Annotated in this window: 16 protein-coding genes; 8 read left to right on the forward strand and 8 right to left on the reverse strand. The window is 69.4% G+C overall.

What is annotated here, in order from left to right; translation table 11 throughout:
• Nucleotides 1-55: 55 nt before the first annotated feature.
• Both ACWGPF_RS00490 and ACWGPF_RS00495 read left to right on the forward strand, forming a co-directional pair.
• Complete coding sequence (locus tag ACWGPF_RS00490) at nucleotides 56-814, forward strand: sugar phosphate isomerase/epimerase family protein (RefSeq protein ID WP_452330945.1); 759 nt, start codon at nucleotides 56-58, stop codon at nucleotides 812-814.
• Nucleotides 815-1271: 457 nt separating this feature from the next.
• Entirely contained in the window at nucleotides 1272-2060 is a 789-nt protein-coding gene (locus tag ACWGPF_RS00495) for a hypothetical protein (protein ID WP_452330946.1), read from the forward strand.
• A gap of 317 nt (nucleotides 2061-2377) precedes the next feature.
• Here the strand turns inward: ACWGPF_RS00495 and ACWGPF_RS00500 are convergent, their stop codons facing one another.
• Nucleotides 2378-3328 carry a hypothetical protein gene (locus ACWGPF_RS00500; RefSeq protein WP_452330947.1) on the reverse strand — a complete coding sequence of 317 codons (951 nt, stop codon included), beginning with the start codon at nucleotides 3326-3328 and terminating at the stop codon, nucleotides 2378-2380.
• Nucleotides 3329-3367: 39 nt separating this feature from the next.
• Between ACWGPF_RS00500 and ACWGPF_RS00505 the strand changes: the two genes are divergently transcribed.
• On the forward strand, nucleotides 3368-3643 hold the full coding sequence (locus tag ACWGPF_RS00505) for a helix-turn-helix transcriptional regulator (RefSeq protein ID WP_452330948.1): 276 nt from the start codon (nucleotides 3368-3370) through the stop codon (nucleotides 3641-3643).
• Nucleotides 3644-3683: 40 nt separating this feature from the next.
• Here ACWGPF_RS00505 and ACWGPF_RS00510 read toward each other — a convergent pair whose 3' ends face one another.
• The 4 genes from ACWGPF_RS00510 to ACWGPF_RS00525 form a co-directional block, all read right to left on the reverse strand.
• Nucleotides 3684-4547, reverse strand: coding sequence for a hypothetical protein (locus ACWGPF_RS00510; protein WP_452330949.1), 864 nt, complete (start codon nucleotides 4545-4547; stop codon nucleotides 3684-3686).
• Between the two features lie 303 nt (nucleotides 4548-4850).
• Nucleotides 4851-5606, reverse strand: a complete 756-nt coding sequence (locus ACWGPF_RS00515) for a hypothetical protein (RefSeq protein ID WP_452330950.1) — start codon at nucleotides 5604-5606, stop codon at nucleotides 4851-4853.
• 1020 nt (nucleotides 5607-6626) lie between these two features.
• A complete protein-coding gene (locus tag ACWGPF_RS00520; RefSeq protein ID WP_452330951.1) occupies nucleotides 6627-7229 on the reverse strand; it encodes a flavin reductase family protein in 603 nt (200 codons plus the stop codon).
• A 9-nt stretch (nucleotides 7230-7238) separates the two neighbouring features.
• Nucleotides 7239-7832: a TetR/AcrR family transcriptional regulator gene (locus tag ACWGPF_RS00525; RefSeq protein WP_452330952.1), complete on the reverse strand. Its 594-nt coding sequence runs from the start codon at nucleotides 7830-7832 to the stop codon at nucleotides 7239-7241.
• A gap of 76 nt (nucleotides 7833-7908) precedes the next feature.
• Between ACWGPF_RS00525 and ACWGPF_RS00530 the strand changes: the two genes are divergently transcribed.
• The 3 genes from ACWGPF_RS00530 to ACWGPF_RS00540 are packed head-to-tail and all read left to right on the forward strand — an operon-like array spanning nucleotide 7909 to nucleotide 9960.
• Nucleotides 7909-8220 (forward strand): hypothetical protein, encoded by a 312-nt coding sequence (locus ACWGPF_RS00530; protein ID WP_452330953.1) that lies wholly within the window; start codon nucleotides 7909-7911, stop codon nucleotides 8218-8220.
• Nucleotides 8221-8225: 5 nt separating this feature from the next.
• Nucleotides 8226-9326 (forward strand): NAD(P)-dependent alcohol dehydrogenase, encoded by a 1101-nt coding sequence (locus ACWGPF_RS00535; RefSeq protein ID WP_452330954.1) that lies wholly within the window; start codon nucleotides 8226-8228, stop codon nucleotides 9324-9326.
• A 28-nt stretch (nucleotides 9327-9354) separates the two neighbouring features.
• Complete coding sequence (locus tag ACWGPF_RS00540; RefSeq protein ID WP_452330955.1) at nucleotides 9355-9960, forward strand: cysteine hydrolase family protein; 606 nt, start codon at nucleotides 9355-9357, stop codon at nucleotides 9958-9960.
• A gap of 40 nt (nucleotides 9961-10000) precedes the next feature.
• Here ACWGPF_RS00540 and ACWGPF_RS00545 read toward each other — a convergent pair whose 3' ends face one another.
• From ACWGPF_RS00545 to ACWGPF_RS00555, 3 genes are read right to left on the reverse strand one after another with little or no spacing between them, the layout of a single operon-like run.
• A complete protein-coding gene (locus ACWGPF_RS00545) occupies nucleotides 10001-11308 on the reverse strand; it encodes an extracellular solute-binding protein (RefSeq protein WP_452330956.1) in 1308 nt (435 codons plus the stop codon).
• The gene (locus tag ACWGPF_RS00550; protein WP_452330957.1) at nucleotides 11284-12123 is read right to left on the reverse strand and encodes a carbohydrate ABC transporter permease; all 840 of its coding nucleotides are present in this window, start codon (nucleotides 12121-12123) and stop codon (nucleotides 11284-11286) included. The genes ACWGPF_RS00545 and ACWGPF_RS00550 overlap by 25 nt, the downstream gene beginning before the upstream one ends.
• Nucleotides 12120-12971 (reverse strand): carbohydrate ABC transporter permease, encoded by an 852-nt coding sequence (locus tag ACWGPF_RS00555; protein ID WP_452330958.1) that lies wholly within the window; start codon nucleotides 12969-12971, stop codon nucleotides 12120-12122. The genes ACWGPF_RS00550 and ACWGPF_RS00555 overlap by 4 nt, the downstream gene beginning before the upstream one ends.
• Before the next feature lie 146 nt (nucleotides 12972-13117).
• On the opposite strand from ACWGPF_RS00555, the gene ACWGPF_RS00560 reads away from it, so the two are divergent.
• Entirely contained in the window at nucleotides 13118-14650 is a 1533-nt protein-coding gene (locus ACWGPF_RS00560) for an FAD-dependent monooxygenase (RefSeq protein ID WP_452330959.1), read from the forward strand.
• Nucleotides 14647-16698 carry an acetate--CoA ligase family protein gene (locus tag ACWGPF_RS00565; RefSeq protein ID WP_452330960.1) on the forward strand — a complete coding sequence of 684 codons (2052 nt, stop codon included), beginning with the start codon at nucleotides 14647-14649 and terminating at the stop codon, nucleotides 16696-16698. The genes ACWGPF_RS00560 and ACWGPF_RS00565 overlap by 4 nt, the downstream gene beginning before the upstream one ends.

Consider the following 16698-nt stretch of genomic DNA (forward strand, 5'->3'; position numbering starts at 1 on the left):
CCCGCCGTGCGCGACGCCTCGTCGCGCACGGCGCAGACCGCAGAGAGGCTGCCTCATGGCACCGTCGATCATCTCCGTCCAGCTCTGGAGCGTGCGCGACGAGCTCGCCCGCGACGGCTGGGACGCCGTGCTCCGTGTGCTCGCCGGCGAGGGATTCGCGCACGTCGAGCCGTTCGCCCTGGCCGACACGGCGCCCCTGCTCGATGCGCCGCTGCGCGCGGCGGGGCTGACCACGCCCACCGTCCACGGCGACATCACCGGCACGCAGCTCGAGCGCACGCTCGACGCCGCGATCGCCCACGAGGCGACCCTCCTCGTGCACCCCGGCTTCCCGGCGGCGCGCTGGTACGAGCCCGGCGGCGTCGACCGGATCGCCGCGGACCTGCAGCGAGCGGCCGACGCCGCCGCCCCGCACGGCCTGCGCGTCGCCTTCCACAACCACGACGACGACCTGCGTGCGCGCGTCGACGGCAGGCCGGCGCTGCTCGCGCTCTTCGATCGCGTCGGTCCGGGCGTCGGCGTGGAGTTCGACCCCAACTGGTGCGCCATCGCCGGCGAGCCCGTCGTCGACACGGTGCGAGCGCTCGGCTCGCGCATGCTCGCCCTGCACCTCAAGGACGGCCCGGCCGGCGGGGCGAACGAAGACCAGGTCGCCGTCGGCGACGGCGACCTCGACTGGCGGTCGATCCTGGCCGCGATCCCCGCGGGCATCCCTCTCGTCATCGGCCTCGACGAGCACGCGGGCGACTCGCTCGACGCGGTCCTCCGCAGCAGAGCGAGGCTGCTCGAACTGCTGCGGGACGCGCGCGCCTGAGCGGTCCGCGCGTCAGCACGGGGGCGGCCCCGTCGTCCGGCGGACGACGAGCGTCCCCGTCGGACAGCACCACCCCGGGTGAAAGGCGTGTCCTAGGGAGATCCGCGTTTCGACCACCAATGCTCGGTGGCGGGATCCCCCCCGGATCTGGTTGCGCACGTGCATGTCTCCTGACGCGACCGCCTCGTCTTGCGGGGCGGCCGGGTTCGGGGTGCCTGTCCTGCCGCTTCCTGGGACCCATGTGGCCCCCGGAGTGATCGGTGTGAGGTCAGTGCGGGCTCGACGAGCCGCGGCGAGCGCGTAGAACTCGTCAGGGGCCTCCAAATCGATGTTGGAGACATCACGGTTCAAGGGCACAGACGCCGGTGCTCACGATGCCGGCATCGAGCGGAAGCGATTGACCTCGTGACCAGCGAGCGGCCGGGGTCGGCGCGTGCATCACCGATACGGTCAGATCGTGGAGAGAGTGCTGGAGTTCTTCTGGGCGCCGTTGATGGTGGGGTTCATCCTTTGGACGGCAGCGGAGGGTGTGCGCTGGTGGTTTTCGCAGGTCGCGCAGCGGCGCGCTCGACGGCGGCGCGTCATCTCTCTGATGGGGCGAGCGCACGCGGTAGCATTCCGCGCCATCAGAGACGGGGTGTTCGACAGGGCGTATGCCTCCGGAGCGATTGATACGACGAGCGCCGAGCGTACGCAGTATGACGATCTCGCTGCAGAAGCACTCGACTTGTTTGAGGTCGGGGAGGAGGCGGTCGCGATGTGGACTGCGGTGGAGTTCTATGCGGGATGGACGGGTCCGTTCTTCCAAGCGCACGCCGACGGTGTGCCCCGCGAGCTCCCAGAGCGCGGACGCATCTTCAGCGTCCAGGCCCCGATGAACCGCTGGCAGCTCGCGCGCCCAACAGAGCTCGCCGACTGGGCTGACGTGATGTGGCCGTGGGACCGAGGAAACGCGCGAGGACCGCGATACGGGCACGCCAGCGCGATCGGCGATACGACGCGGCACGAAGTCGTTACGCCGAACTCTGATGCCAACGGCGACATCCTGCGCCCATGGGTTCTCTTGCATGGCGGTGATCCCTGGCCGAAGCCATCAAGGCGCGAGATGCGCAGGCTCGTGGTGCGGTACCCCGATTGGGACGCGAACCTGTACACGAGCCAAGCCCAGCGTCGTGCGGCGATGGAGAAGGGGCGTCAGGTCCAGCAGCAGATCAACGGGCACCGTCGACAGAGATCTACCTCGTGAGCGACTGACGCCGCGAACCGACGCAGGTTGGCCGATCCCGCATGGATGTCGAGAAGGTACTTCGCCCAGCTCAGGGTGGCGATTTGGTATAGCCCATCTGGTGACTCGGGAGAGAGCGCGATGATCGGGGCGTGATCGGATCTGGTCATGGCGTGCCTCCTTCGACGGAGGATACGGTCCAGCTCGCTGGCATGATTCACTTCCGTCCAGCGGACGTTGAACGGCCTCCTCGCGCGACGCGAGACGATGAGCGGCTGATCGACCCTCGCTCGCGGAGTGAGTGAGGTGTGAAATCTTCGCTCACTCCGTGTGTGCTTTCACCATGCCTCGGTGTAGTCCGCGTAGACCTCGGTGAGGTCAGGCGCGAGGGTGAGCATGTCGCCGTCGACCAGGAAGTACTCGACGACTGCGCCCACTCCGTTGTCCGACTCGTAGGCGGAGGTTTCCGCGACCCACGTGTAGTGGATCACGGCGCGAACGGCGACGTTCCCGTCGACGACAGTGGCGGTCGTGCCGTCATCGCCGACGATCTCGTATAGCCAGCCGTCGTTTCCGATACCGCACGAAAACCCGGTGGAGCCGACGACGACGCTGATCTCGGCACCATCGGGGGCGCACTCTGCGAGGACGTCTTCGGCGGCGCTCGCGGCCGTCCCGTCTGCCAACAGTTCGTCGGCCGCAGCAATGCCTGCGTCCGAGAGCTGAGCGCTGAAGGTCGCCGAACCTCCGAGAAGGCCAACGAACTCGCTGACGTCGGTGGTCAGCAGAGGGCTTCCTCCGGTCACGACCTCCGGGCCGTAGACGCCAGCGTAGAGAGTGAGGACAGTGAATCCGTCTTCGGATGCCCATGTCGCGGTCGGGGGCGCGCTCTGCTCCGGTGACGCGACGACGAGATAGTCCTCCCCTTCGCGCCTTACGTCTACGGTGCCGCGGTACTCCTCGCCCTCGAGTTCATACGCGACAGGGACGGTCGTCGTGGCCCCGTCGTCCAGTGTCGTTGACGTCCAGCTGTCATCGGCGGCCTGCCCCGCGGTCGGGTTCTCGATGAACGCGAGAGCGTCTTCGAGATGTTCTGCTCCGCTTGGCGCGCTGTCGATCAGCGCCGAGGCTCGCTCTGCGTCACCGGCCGCGATCGCGTCGACGTATGCCTGCACGGCCGTGATGACCGGGTCCGGGGCGTCGGCGGCGCAGCCGGCCATGAGGGCTCCGACGCCGAGGAGGGTAGAGACGGCAGCGGTCTGGAGGATGTGCGGGCGACGTCGAGGCATGGCACAGGATCTTATACCGAAAGTACAAGGTATTGTGCTGTGCTCGACGAGCGCATCTCGTGGGCTGGAATGGTGCCCGTTCCCGAACCCGATCTCGCGCAGCTGCGCGGCATCTTCAACGATCATCGGCACCGCTCGGGTCTCACGTACGAACAGCTTTCCGAGCAAGCGGGGATTAGTCGTCAGACGCTCCTGAACCTCGCAGCGGGGCGCTTCCATGGGGATCTGCGCACGTGGATCAAACTCTCGCGAGCCTTCGGCGTCACGCTCGACGATCTTCTCTCGTCTGTCATGCCGGACGATACGAGCTCTTAAGGCCGGGGTGCGGAGATCGTCGATCTCCGCACCCCGGGCGTCACTCATCGAGGTCAGCGTTCGCGGGAAAGTAGGACCGGGCGGCAGTGAGAGCGTTTGCTCGCATCGCCGCGAGAGCATGGTCGGGGAGGTGGTGAGCGCACGTCGCCAACCGGAGGGCCGCAGACGCGAGCGCGTCTTGGACGGAGCCGGCAGCGTCAGCCAGGTCGAGGACGCGTTGGATGGCTGCCTCGGCCTGACTGAGCGCCTGCGCGGGAGTCTGGCCTCGCTTCTGCGCCGTGTGGACGTCTTCGTGCGCCCTGTCGAGATCCTGCGCGAGCAGCTCGACGTCGCCCGGGAGGGAGAGCTCCTCATCCAGGCGAAGCACCTCGGCCACCGTCAAGCCGGACGCGAGGCCGCCCTGGAGTGCGATCAGCAACGTCTCCGCGACATCGGTGTCCGCGTCAGCGGGACCGATGAAGTCCCAGTAGCGCAGCTCCGTCGGCTGCTCGCTCCACGTGTACTCGTGGAGCGCCCGATAGGACGGGAACTCGGTGGCTTCCCAGGCGGGATCGGTCACCCAGCGGCGGGCGAGCGACAGAGCGTGCGCCGGATGCCACTGAATCGCCGCAGTCGGTACGCGACCGGTATCGCGCAGGTCGCACCACCGAGGGAGCTCGATGGGATTGAGGAGCAGTGTCCGGTGGCGGGTGTGCTTCGAGTGCGCGATCAGCGCGACGAGGTCGGCTTCGTCATCCGCGGGGAAGATGAGCTCGGCGTAACGGCGGTCGGCGGTCGCCATCGCGACCCGGTACGTGCCGGGTCGAAGTCTGCCCCATGCTCGGAGGACGTCGTCCTCGGAGCCGAGATTCACCGGCGTCGAGTTCGGGTCGTCGCTGCGGTGGAGGGAGGCGGTGATGATCATGGGATCTCCTGTGTTCGATGGCGGGCATCTCCCGCCTTGATGTGGTTATGCGCGGTCGCTGTCCGCGCGTGCGACACGAGCGCCTGTGGCGATAGGCGCGGTCCCTGGGGTCTGGCGCACCGGGCGCTGTGATGCACTGCGAGGTCTTCGAGATGGCCGAGGTGGCTCCCGACGCTTATGCCGATGGCGCCTGTCGGCGTGGCAAGGCACTCGCCGGTGTCGCAGTCCATACCCGCGGCCGGAGCGAATACGCGCTCGATCACCCGGCCGCACCGGAGCAACCTGCTCCGGTGCGGCCGTTGGTCAGAACACGACGTCCCCGTCGTCGACGATGTGCGGGTAGGCGCGGCGGAGCGCTGCGGTGGCTGTGTCGAATCGCGTCTGCGCGCTCGGCCTCTCGGGGTGAAGCGCACACGTGATGTAGCGCCGCGCGAGGGTGATGAACTGGCTGCGCGTTGTGCTCCCGGGCTCGAAGCGGCCGCGCGAGAGGACGGCTGCGAGTTCTTGTTCGGCCGCATCCACGAGGTCGTCGAGGGGAAGAGCGCGCCGCGCGAGGCGATGGACGGCCGTGTGGGCTCGATCCACTGCCTGTGCGATGTCCTGCTCGGGGCCGGCCAGTGGTAGTCCGTTGTCGAGTCGAAGTACGTCGTGCGCGGCGAGGCCAGACGACAGGGCGCCGCGGACAGCGGCAGTCGCGACGCCCTGGGGGGACCGGTCGTCGTCGAGTGGTGAGAGGCCACCCCAGTAGCGCACGACAGCAGGCTCCTCCTCCCACGTCATCTCCTGGAGAGCCTCGGCATCGACATGGTCGCTGGCGTCCCACGAAAGGTCTGAGACCCACCTACATGCGACGTGAAGGGCGTGGACAGCACGCCACTGAGCCGCGTCCATCGGTGCCCTCCCGGCGAGGTTGACCTCGCACCAGCTCGGTGGCTCTTCCACCGGGGTGAGGAGGAGAGCGCGATCCGTCTCGCCGTCCTCGTGAAGGATGAGGGTCACGAGATCGATGTCGGAGTACTCGTCGACGATCACGTCGGCGTACCTGTAGTCGACGTCCACCGAGTTCACGCGCGTGGTACCTGCGGCGAGCCCGGCCGAGGCCGCGACGAGCGCGGACGGCCGTGTGATCATGATGGGCTGAACTGTGGCGTCATCGAGCGAGATGATGCTGATCCTGCGAAACATTGGGGTTGCTTTCTGTCATGTGCGGCGACGATCGCCGTCGCATATGGGTATGCGCGGTCCTCTTCATCGCGCAGGACAGCGAGCGGGAGCAGAGAAGACGAGCTGTTCAGGTTCGTTCCCCTCGCGTCCATTGCTGCGGTGACATCGTCTGTCGTCTCGGCGCGATGCTCAGGCGGTGCGCCTCGCACGTCCGCCAGGTCTCCGGGGCTGCCCACACGCCAGCGAGGATCGGCGGCACACGCGTGCGCACCCGGCGTGTGGGGGACTGCGCATACACCGGGCATGCAGAACGAAAAACGCGAGACGAATCGCCTCAGATCCGGCCCACGCACGCACCGGCGACGACAGGCGTGGCAGCTGAGTTACGACGAAGTCAGCGCCTTTGCTGCGCGAACTGGTCGGCTTCCGGCTGCCGGGGAGGTCCCGGAGCGGCTCATCTCCTGGATCAAGAACCAGCGGCGTGCGCGTGCGCAGACGGAAGCGCGCCGCGCTTCTCTCGCACGGCTGCCCGGTTGGTCAGATCGACCACGCGACGATCGCTGGGATCGGCGACTCGAAGAGCTTCGCTCCTTTCTGCGCACCAACGGCCGGCCGCCGCGGGTTGACTCGCGCGAGGCTAGCGAAAGAGCGATAGCGCACTGGTCGTACCGGCAACGTCACGCGATCGCCCGTGGCGGACTCCCGTACCGACGTCGCGCCGAGTGGCTGGCCTTTGAACGCTCTTACCGCGTCGTGACGAACGCCCAAGCCGGCTTACCTGAGCCTGCCGGCGCTGACGGACGAGCGGCGTCTCCATGACCTGCCACATGCTCTGCGGGAGTTCGATGCCGGCGGTCGTTCGTTTCCGAGGGCGCAGTGAATCGGCGAGGCGGGCGAGACCCCGGGGTCGCGGGGTCATCCTCCCGTCACTGGTGCGAACGTGGATACGTCGCCGAGTCCGGTGTAGCGAGGCCCCGCGAGCCGCCCCACCGGCCGCAGTAGCTCCGTGTCAATGCGACCGTCGCGCATCACGCGGTCGTCGATGTGCCAGGCGACCACGCGGCCGACCACGAAGTCGCCACCGGTCGGCGAGAAGCGGATGATCCTCTCAAGGCGGCACTCCATGCTGATCGGCGCATCGATGAGACGCTCGACGCCGACCAGACGCGACGGGGCGGTGCGCAGCCCGAGCGCCTCGGCTTCGCCGACGTCAGCCGGCATGCTCTCAGAGGAGCGGTGGATGGCGTGCATCAGCGGCTCATCGCCGATATTGACGACGTACTCTCCGTCGGCCTCGATATTGCGTCGGGTGTCCTTCTGACGATCGGGACGGTCCATGATCGTCGTCCCGAGCATTGCGGGATGCTGACTGACCCACGCGAACGCGCTGAACGGAGCCAGATTCGTCGGATGTGGCGCCGTGCCGCTCGTGATCCAGGCGATGGGGCGTGGAACCACCGAGCCGACGAGGAGCCGGTACGAGTCGGTGGCTTCGAGGTCGGCGGCGTCAACGAACATGGCGCCAGGCTACCGTGCGTCGTCCGACGGAAGAGCGGCGGCGAGCGCCGTCGCCGCTGCGCGCACGCGGTCGCGGTCGCGCCGGGCGCGCGATCCCGGCGGCTCATCCAGAATGATCGCAGTGAGGTTCGGCAGCACATGCCAGGCGTAGCAGAGGGCGACGACCTGGAACAGCAGCCAGCGGACGTCGTCTTCGCTGCGCCCCGGCAGTGCGGTGCAGAAGGCGTCGACGAGCGCTGACGCGCGTTCGGCGCGCAGGAGCCCCTCTCCGACGCGCTCGAGCTCCAGACCCTCCCACGCCACGAGCCTCGCCAGGAGGGGACGTTCGTGCAGCGAGTCGCTGAGTCGGCTGGCGAAGGCGCCGATCGCCTCCGGCCCCTCTCCGTCGACGGCGTCGAGTGAGATGCGCTGCGCAAGCTGGTCGCCCACAGCGGTCTCGAACAGGCGGCGCTTGTCGCCGAAGTGCGCATAGAGCCGCTCGACGTTGAATCCCGCGCGCCCCGCGATCCTCCCGACGCGGGCGCCCGCGTAGCCGTGCACCGCGAACTCCTCGACGGCGGCCTCCAGGATGAGGGCGCGCGTGCGTTCGGTGTCCCAGGCCATTCGACAACCGTAGCCCTCCACCCTCCCGGGGATGAGAAGATGGGATGTCCATTCCAAGGAAACGTTTGGAGATTGAGTGGAACATGAGGGCAAGCCGCTCGCGGCCGACGAGACCGGTCCGAGCACGGGGCGGCAGCCCGGAGTGGCGTCGGTCCACGTGCGGGCGCTGGTGACGTGGCTCGCCATCTTCCCTATGGTGGCGCTGGGAATGAGCGTGCTCGGCGTGGTCGGGCAGCAGTGGCACCCCGTGCTGCGTGCTCTCGTGCTCACCCTGCTCGTCGTTCCCACGGCGGTGTACGTGCTCGTGCCCCGCCTGCTCATGGCCTATGGACACGCTCATCGCGTCGCGAGCAGGAAGCGGACGGCGCGGAAGTCGACGAGGAGTTGAGGAAGATGGAGATCACGGCGGCAGTCGTCCGTTCGCAGGGCGAGGAGTTCCACATCGAGAAGCTGGAGCTCGACGAGCTCCGGCACAACGAGGTGCGCGTGCGCATGGTCGCGGTGGGCATCTGCCACACCGACGCGCTCGTGCGCGATGCGATCTACCCCACGCCGCTGCCCGCTGTCCTCGGGCACGAGGGTGCGGGCGTCGTCGAGGCGATCGGCGACTCCGTGACGTCGGTGGCGCCGGGGGATCACGTCGTCCTCGCCGCGGCGTACTGCGGTCACTGCGTCCGGTGCCGCCGGGGTGAGATGGCCTACTGCGAGAATCTGTTCGCAGCCGACTTCGGCGGCCGGCGCGCCGACGGCACCACCTCCCTATCGAAGGACGGCGAGACGATCTCGTCGCACTTCTTCGGGCAGTCATCGTTCGCCACCTACGCGAACGTCGTCGAGGAATCGGTTGTGAAGGTCGACCACGACGTCCCTCTCGAGCACCTCGGCCCGCTGGGGTGCGGACTAAACACGGGTGCCGGCACGGTTCTGAACGAACTCCAGCCCGAGATCGGCTCCGTGCTGGCGGTCTTCGGCGCCGGCGCCGTCGGCAGCGCGGCCATCATGGCCGCGCGCGTCGCAGAGTGCCGCATCGTCATCGCGATCGATATCCACGATGCCCGCCTCGAGCTCGCCAAGGAGCTGGGGGCGACCCACACGATCAACTCGCAGACCGAGGACGTCGCCGCCCGCCTCGCGGAGATCACCGCGGGAACCGGCGTGAACTACGTCGTCGACACGACGGGCCGCCCCGAGCTCCTGCGCCAGGCGGCGGACTCGATCGCCATCCGCGGCACGATCGCACTGGTCGGCGCGGCGAGGCCCGGAACCGAGGCCACCTTCGAGATCGGCGCATCGCTTGTGAAGGGGTGGACGTTCAAGACGGTCGTGCAGGGCAGCTCGGTGCCGCAGGTGTTCATCCCCCGCCTCGTCCAGCTCTGGCAGGATGGCCGATTCCCCTTCGAGCGCCTGATCCGCAACTACACGCTCGACCGGATCAACGCCGGCTTCGCGGATTCGAAGTCGGGCGAGACAGTCAAGCCCGTCATCGTCTTCTGAACATCCCACCCGAGAGGAAGCAGAACCCATGAGCGCCACAACGGCACCGACGACAGCTGTGCTGGTCGTCGACATGCAGAACGACAACATCCATCCCGAGGGTGCGTTCGCCAGCAGCGGCGCCGCCGAGCACGCGCAGCAGCAGGAGGTCGTCGCCAACGTGCGGCGCGTGCTCGACGCCGCCCGAGAGAGCGGGGCGGCGGTCTTCCACAACCGCATCGTGGTCCATCCCGGTCGCGACGTGGGCGGCGACAACGCCCCCATCTTCCGCATGGTCGGACCCGACAATCTCGTGCTCGGCACCTGGGGTGCCGAGATCGTCGACGGTCTCGACCCCCGCCCGGAGGAGATCGTCCTCGACCGCACGCGCATGAGCGCGTTCAACGGCACGAACCTCGACTCCATGCTGCGGGCGATCGGAGCGACCGACGTGATCGTCGTCGGAGTGTGGACGAACATGGCGGTCGAGCACACCGTGCGCGACGCCGCCGATCACGGCTACCGTGTCGCGATCGTGTCCGACGCGACATCCTCGATCAATGTTGCCTGGCACGACGCCGCGCTGTCGTTCGCGCTCCTGAACATCGCGGAGATCGCCACGGTCGAGCAGATCGTGGAGCGCCTGGCCGCCTGACGGCGAGCGAGCGAGCGGGCCGGCGGCGACGTCGGCCCACTCACTCCCGGTTCATCGCCCGGTTCGCCGCGTCCGCCGCCTCCGCCAGCGCGCTCGCCGTGTCCCGGTCGCCCAGGAACACCGCGTTGAGGAGCGGCTCGTACGCCGCCTGCGCGTCCGCGTACTCCGCGCCCTGCGGGGGCTGGATCGTGCCCTCCCGCAGCACGTCGACCATGGGCGCGATGTCGACGCCGTCCTGCGCCCACGCGTCGTAGTACCCCTGCTGTGCTTCTTCCACCGCGGGCAGCGCAGATCCGGTCTCACCTATAGCCCACGCACCCTCGGCCGATCCGAGCCAGTCCATCACCTGCTCCTGCGCGTCCGACGCCGAGCTGCCGCTCCAGCCCGCCAGGACGATGCCGTTCGTCACGCTGATCCTGCCCGCGGGTCCCGCCGGCAGGGAGGCGACGCCCCATTCGAAGCTCGCTCCGTCGCGGACGTTGGCGAGGTTGTATGCGCCGGTCTGGAACATCGCGAGGTCGCCGCGCAGGAACTCCTCGAGCAGATGGTCGGAGCCGCCCGGAGGGTTCGTCTCGGACGCCGACGGCGAGACGCCGGAGCGGACGAGGCTCGCTGCGTAGCCGATCGCCGCGATGCCGGCGGGCGAGTCGAACACGAACTCATCGCCCTTCTGCCAGGCCGCACCGTTGCCCGCCAGGAACTGCAGGAGCGTCGCGTTGAGGTCGTTCGACGAGCCGTACCCGTAGGTCGACACGCGCAGCGGGTCGAACCCCTCGTCTCCGGGATGCCGGCCTTCGACGTCGGCGGTGAGGAGCCGGGCGGTCTCGCGCAGGGTATCGTCCGCAGCGGCGGGGTCCCACGCGAGATCCTCGAGATCCTGCGGTCCCAGCCCGGCCTGAGCGACCAGGTCCGCGTTGTAGATGACGCCGATCCCGGGATCGACGAGCTGCGGCACGCCGTAGAGCACTCCGTGTCGGGTGTACTGGGCGACGACCTGCGGCTCCCATCTCTCGCGGCGATCCTCGTCGACCTCGACCTCGACGAGCAGTCCTGCTTCGGCGTACTGCTCGAAGTTCGCCGCGTTGACCCAGAACAGGTCGTCGGCCTGTCCGGCCGCGAGGTCCGCTCTCAGCTGGATCCAGTAGTCGGCCCACGGCACCGTGATGACATCCACGGCGATCCCGGTCGCGCGCGTGAACTCGTCGAGCGAGAGGCGGTACGCCTCGGCGACCTGATCGTCCCACAAGCGCAGCGTGACGGTGTCGGCCGGCGGCGGCGCGGATGCGCAGCCGGTCAGCAGTGCGCCGGTCGCGAGCGCGACCGTCAGGATGCGATGACGTCGGTGCACGGGGGGTCCTTTCTGAGCGCGACGAGGAGCGGGCGCGCGGCGAGGGTGCCGGCGGCGACGAGGAGAGGGGGAGCGAGCGAGATGCAGGAGGCCGCCATCACGAGCGTCCAGTCCCGGTCGTACTGCCCGTTCATGCTCGCGATCGCGGTCGTCACGACGGGGATCCTTCCGGCTGCGACGAGCGATGGCCAGAGGAAGGCGTTCCATTGCGCGGCGAGGGACAGCGCCGACACCGCGCCGATGGCGGGGGCGCATAGAGGCGCTGCGATGCTGCGGAGGAGGCGCGGGGGCCCCGCGCCGTCGATGCGCGCGGCGTCGATGACGGATGGCGGCATCTGCTGGATGGCGCGCAGGAAGAGGAAGACCGCGAACGGCGAGACGAACAGCACGGGGAGGACGATGCCTGGAAACGTGCCACGCAGTCCCGCGGCGGAGACGCCGAGGTAGACCGGGATAGCGAGCGTGATGGGGGGCAGCAGATATCCGCCGATGAGCAGTGCGCGTAGGACGCGCGACGACATGGCAGCGGGACGGCAGGCGAGTGTGAAAGCCGTGAGAAACGTCGTGGGAACCTGAACGATCGTCACGACGATGGCCATGACGGCCGTCGTCGCCATCGTGGATGCGAGCCCGGTGTCGAACGCGCGCGCGACGTTGTCCCACGTGAACGCGCCGAGGGGCGCAAACGCGCCGGAAGCGGCGTAGGCCCGGTGCGGGGTGAAGGCGACGCGCGCCGCGAGCACAACGGGAGCCAGGGCGGCCGCTGCAGTGAGGGTGAGGGCCGACGAGGCGAGCAGGCGGCGCCGGCGGATCATGTCCGCGGTCCTCGGAGCAAGCCGCACGCGGCGACCAGCGCCGCCTGGACCAGCGCGAGAGCGAGGGACATCGCCGCCGCGCGGCCGAAGTCGAACCTGCGGAATGCGGTCTCGTATACGAGCAGACCCGCCCCGCCGAAGCCGGCGGCGGAGCCCGTTCCCGCGAGGGCATAGGACTGGTCGAAGAGCGCGAACACCTGGGCGAGCATGCCGACCCCGATGAGCCCGACTGTGCCCCGCATCAGGGGCAGCTCGACGGCCGTCAGGCGGCGGATCCACCCGGCGCCGTCGAGCTGGGCGGCCTCGAGCACGGAGCCGGGGATGGCGCGCCAAGCGGCGAGCAGGAGGAGGACGGACGGTGCGGCGCTGCTCCAGACGAGGAGGACGGCGATCGCGATCGGCACGACGACCGGCCGGGTGAGGAACTCGATCCGATGGCCGACGATGCCGGAGATGCCACCGTCTTCCGGTGCGAGGATCCACCGCCAGACCGTCCCGGCCGCGAGCGGCGAGATCAGCCAGGGCACCGCGAGTGCGGGGAGGCTCACCCGCGCCGCGCGCGGGGCGGTGCGAGCGGCGCGGGCGATGACGACCGATACCAGGATCACGCCCGGCACCGCGAGCATCGAGATCGCGAGCGTGACGACGAGTGCCCCGCCGAACCGTCCATCGCCGAGCGCATCGGCGAAGTTCTGCAGGCCGACGGGTTCCGGGCTGCCGATGAGGTCCCATTCGCGCGTGGAGAGCCACAGGGCGAACACGAGTGGGGCCGCGATGAAGAGCACGGCCCCGCCCGCGCCGGGGACGGCGAGCAGCAGGAGCGAGCGCTCCTGTGGGATTCTGCTCATGGTCACCGGGTTCTCGTCGTCGCGAACGGTCGGGCAGCGACGAGGACGTCGTCGGCTGCGAACATCCTATCTCTATATGTGACATTCTGATGGCATATGGCGAGATTGTGTTGCATAATCGAGCCACCTGACGAAAGCAGAGATCAATGACGATTCGTGTTGCCACTGTCGGCGGCGGGCCAGGTGGCCTGTTCTTCAGCACCCTCCTCAAGCGCGCGCGCCCCGACATCGACGTCGTGCTCTTCGAGCGCAACCAGCCGACGGACGCCTTCGGGTTCGGCGTGGTCTTCTCCGACCGGACCCTCCAGCAGATCGACGATGCCGATCCGGTGCTGCGGGACGCGCTCGCGCGCGACGGAGTCCACTGGGATGCGATCGCCGTCTCCTCGCACGACGAGACCCACACCTTCGCGGGCAACGGCATGGCGGCGATCCACCGCAAGGTGCTCCTCCGCCTGCTCCAGCAGGCGGCGCTCGAGGCCGGGGTGGATGCGCGCTTCGGACATGACGTGCCCGGACTCGACGCGCTCGCCGACTTCGACGTCGTCGTCGCGGCGGATGGAACGAACTCCCGGATCAGGGAAGGCCTCGGCGACAGCCTCGGGAGCTCGGTCGAGACGGCGAGCGCGAAGTTCATCTGGTTCGGCACCCCGCACCGCTTCGACAGCCTCACCTTCGTGCACCGGAACTCCGAGCACGGAAACTTCGCCGCACACGCCTATCCGATCAGCGGCGGTCTGAGCACGTTCATCGTCGAGACGGACGAGGAGACGTGGCGGGTGGCGGGGCTGGACGCCTTCGACCCCGCGACGCCTCCGGGACCCACCGACACGTCATCGCAGCGCTACCTCGAACAGCTCTTCGACGTCGACATCGCAGGGGAGGGTCTCGTCGGGAACAACTCGCGCTGGGCGAACTTCCGCACCCGACGCACGTCGCGCTGGCATGCGGGGAATGTCGTGCTGCTGGGCGACGCGGTCCACACCGCGCACTTCTCCGTGGGCTCCGGCACCAAGATGGCCATGGAGGATGCGATCGTGCTCGCCCGCGAGCTCGCCGCGTCGGATGACATCGAGGCCGCGTTCGCCCGGTACGAGGAGGCGCGCCGGCCCGCCGTCGCACGCATCCAGGACGCCGCTCGACCGAGCCTGAGCTGGTGGGAGCACTTCGGCTTCTACCACCGGTCGATGGACCCGCTGTCGTTCGCCTTCCACTTCTTCTCGCGCTCGATCGACATCGAGCGGATCCGCCGCCGCGACCCCGGCCTTGCCGACGACGTCGAGCGGGCGTGGCGGGAACGCCATCGCGGCGAGCCCATGGACACGCCGCTCGAGTTCGCCGGCGTGCGTCTGGGCGGGAGGGATCTCCGCGTCGTCCGCGACGGGGAGATCGAGTGGCTGACGGACCGCATCGGCGGGCGAGCCGAGCTCTCCCGCGTCGCCCGACGACTCGCGGCGCCGGCGGAGGAGGCCGCTGTCGCTCGCACGGAGATCCCGGATGGCGAGGAGCTGCTCGTCATCGGAGGCGGGAACTCGTTGACGCGGGCACTGCTCTCGGAGCGTGCCCGGCTCGCGCACGGGCGCGCGACCGCCGTCGTCGAAGACGTCGACGAGCCCGCTGCCCGGACGCTCGTCCTCTCGGGGCGCGCAGACGCGGTTATCCGGGAGATCCGACGATGAGCGCCACCGGCCTGTCGACGGTCTTCGCGCCACGCGGCGTCGTGGTGGTCGGCGCCTCGTCGAATCCGGAGAAGCTCGGCCATGCCATGGCCGCGTCGCTCGCAGGCTTCCCCCGCACCCTCCAGCTCGTGAACGCGAGGCCGACGACCGGGATGCGGACGAGCATCGCGGAAGCGGGGCGGGCCGCCGGTGACCCTCTCGACCTCGCCGTCCTGTGCGTTCCGGCGGCGGCGACCGCGGGAGCGCTCGCGGAGGCCGTCGACGCCGGGATCCGTTCGGCACTCGTCTGCGCGGGCGGATTCGCCGAGATCGGCGAAGCGGGAGAACGCCACGCAGCGGACGTCCGGGCGGTCGTGCGCGAGAGCGGCATGCGACTCGTGGGACCGAACACATCCGGCTTCTTCGTCCCCCGGGAAGGGCTCCACGCGAGCTTCGTCCCGGGGGTGCGCGGCCTGCGCGCGGGATCCATCGCCGTCGTCGCCGCGAGCGGCGGAGTCAATCACGCCCTCGCGTTCCGGCTGGATGCCGCCGGCGCCGGCATCAGCCTCGGGATCGGCGTGGGGGCGGGGGAGGATGTCACGGCGGCCGACGTGCTGAGCCACCTCGTCGAGGACGAGGCCACGACGTGCGTCATCCTGCACCTCGAGACCGTGCCCGACGGTGCCGCCCTCCTGGCGGCCGTTCGCGCCGTGGCCGAGGTCAAACCCGTCGTCGCCCTCGTAGTGGGACGGGGTACCGTCGCGGAGTTCGCGGCATCCCACACGGGAGCATTGGCCACCTCGTGGCGCACGACGCGTTCCCTTCTCTCCCAAGCAGGTGCGGTGGTCGTCGACGACGAGGCGCAGGCCGTCGCCGCGGCCATCGGGCTCTCAGGGGGTCGGGCGCACCCGCGACGACGACCGGGTGCAGCCCTCATCACGGCGCAGGCGGGCCCCGGCCTCATCATCGCCGACCGCCTCGGCGACTCGCGCGTCGATCTCCCGCGCCTGTCCTCCGAGACGACCCGGCGCCTCTCCGCGGCGCTGCCGCCGCTGACCTTCCAAGGTAACCCGGTCGACACCGGCCGGCCGTCGGAGACATTCACCGAGGTGGTGTCCGCGGTCGTCGACGATCCGGCTGTCGACATCGTCGGGATCTACGCCTTGACTGAGCCCGTCATCGACCTGGCTGCGGCGGCATCGGCCGCCGAGCGCCCGTCATCCCTGCCGCTCGTGCTCGCCGTCGACGGCCCCGTCGCCGATGTGGCCGATGCGGTCGCCTCGGCCCGGTCGCACGGCGTGCCCATGGTCGTCGGCCCGACCGCGCTCGCTCATGCCGTCGAGGCGCTCGTCGCCGACGCGCGCGCGCGGAGCCTCCTCTCGACCGACGAAACTGTGGCCCCGGTCGCGTTGACCCACGACATCGTCGGCCAGGGGACGGTCGACGAGATCCGCGGCAAGGAGATGCTCGAGCTGCTCGGCATCCGGACGCCCCCACGTCGGAGATGCCGCACCCGCGATGAGGCCCGCAGTGCCCTTCGCGAGCTGGGTGCCCCGGTAGCGGTCAAGCTCGTCGACGCCGCCGTCCTGCACAAGTCGGACATCGGCGGGGTCGTGCTCGGCATCGCGAGCGAGTCCGAGCTCGACGACGCCCTCGACAGCCTCGAGCGCGCGGGTGCCAGGGAGTTCCTCGTGGAGAGGATGGCGCCCGCCGGTGTCGACCTCGTGGTGGGGGCGCGATGCGACCCCGTGTTCGGCGCCATCGTCGTGGTGGGGCTCGGCGGGGTCGCGGCAGAGGTGCTCGCCGATGTCGCTATCCGCAGCGCTCCGCTCACGGTGGCGGAAGCGGCGTCGATGGTCGACGACCTCGCGGGTCGAGAGCTCCTCGACGGCTATCGTGGCGCGCCGACCGCGGACATCGACGCCCTCGCCAGGGTCGTCGTCGCCGTGGGCGCTGCCGTGGCGGCGGGTGCCGCCGACGAGATCGAGATCAATCCGCTGCGCGCGACCCACGAGGGCATGGTCGCCCTCGACGCGGTCGTCGTCGCGGCCCATCGGAAGGAAGAGTGA

The organism is Microbacterium sp. NPDC055683, assembly GCF_053617895.1.

Excerpts from the sequence above, each read along its gene's own strand:
- ACWGPF_RS00560 (WP_452330959.1), top strand. The coding sequence starts at position 13,118 with ATGACGATTCGTGTTGCCACTGTCGGCGGCGGGCCAGGTGGCCTGTTC.
- ACWGPF_RS00520 (WP_452330951.1), bottom strand. The coding sequence starts at position 7,229 with ATGTTCGTTGACGCCGCCGACCTCGAAGCCACCGACTCGTACCGGCTC.
- ACWGPF_RS00535 (WP_452330954.1), top strand. The coding sequence starts at position 8,226 with ATGGAGATCACGGCGGCAGTCGTCCGTTCGCAGGGCGAGGAGTTCCAC.
- ACWGPF_RS00555 (WP_452330958.1), bottom strand. The coding sequence starts at position 12,971 with ATGAGCAGAATCCCACAGGAGCGCTCGCTCCTGCTGCTCGCCGTCCCC.
- ACWGPF_RS00500 (WP_452330947.1), bottom strand. The coding sequence starts at position 3,328 with ATGCCTCGACGTCGCCCGCACATCCTCCAGACCGCTGCCGTCTCTACC.
- ACWGPF_RS00510 (WP_452330949.1), bottom strand. The coding sequence starts at position 4,547 with ATGATCATCACCGCCTCCCTCCACCGCAGCGACGACCCGAACTCGACG.
- ACWGPF_RS00525 (WP_452330952.1), bottom strand. The coding sequence starts at position 7,832 with ATGGCCTGGGACACCGAACGCACGCGCGCCCTCATCCTGGAGGCCGCC.
- ACWGPF_RS00565 (WP_452330960.1), top strand. The coding sequence starts at position 14,647 with ATGAGCGCCACCGGCCTGTCGACGGTCTTCGCGCCACGCGGCGTCGTG.
- ACWGPF_RS00490 (WP_452330945.1), top strand. The coding sequence starts at position 56 with ATGGCACCGTCGATCATCTCCGTCCAGCTCTGGAGCGTGCGCGACGAG.
- ACWGPF_RS00550 (WP_452330957.1), bottom strand. The coding sequence starts at position 12,123 with ATGATCCGCCGGCGCCGCCTGCTCGCCTCGTCGGCCCTCACCCTCACT.
- ACWGPF_RS00540 (WP_452330955.1), top strand. The coding sequence starts at position 9,355 with ATGAGCGCCACAACGGCACCGACGACAGCTGTGCTGGTCGTCGACATG.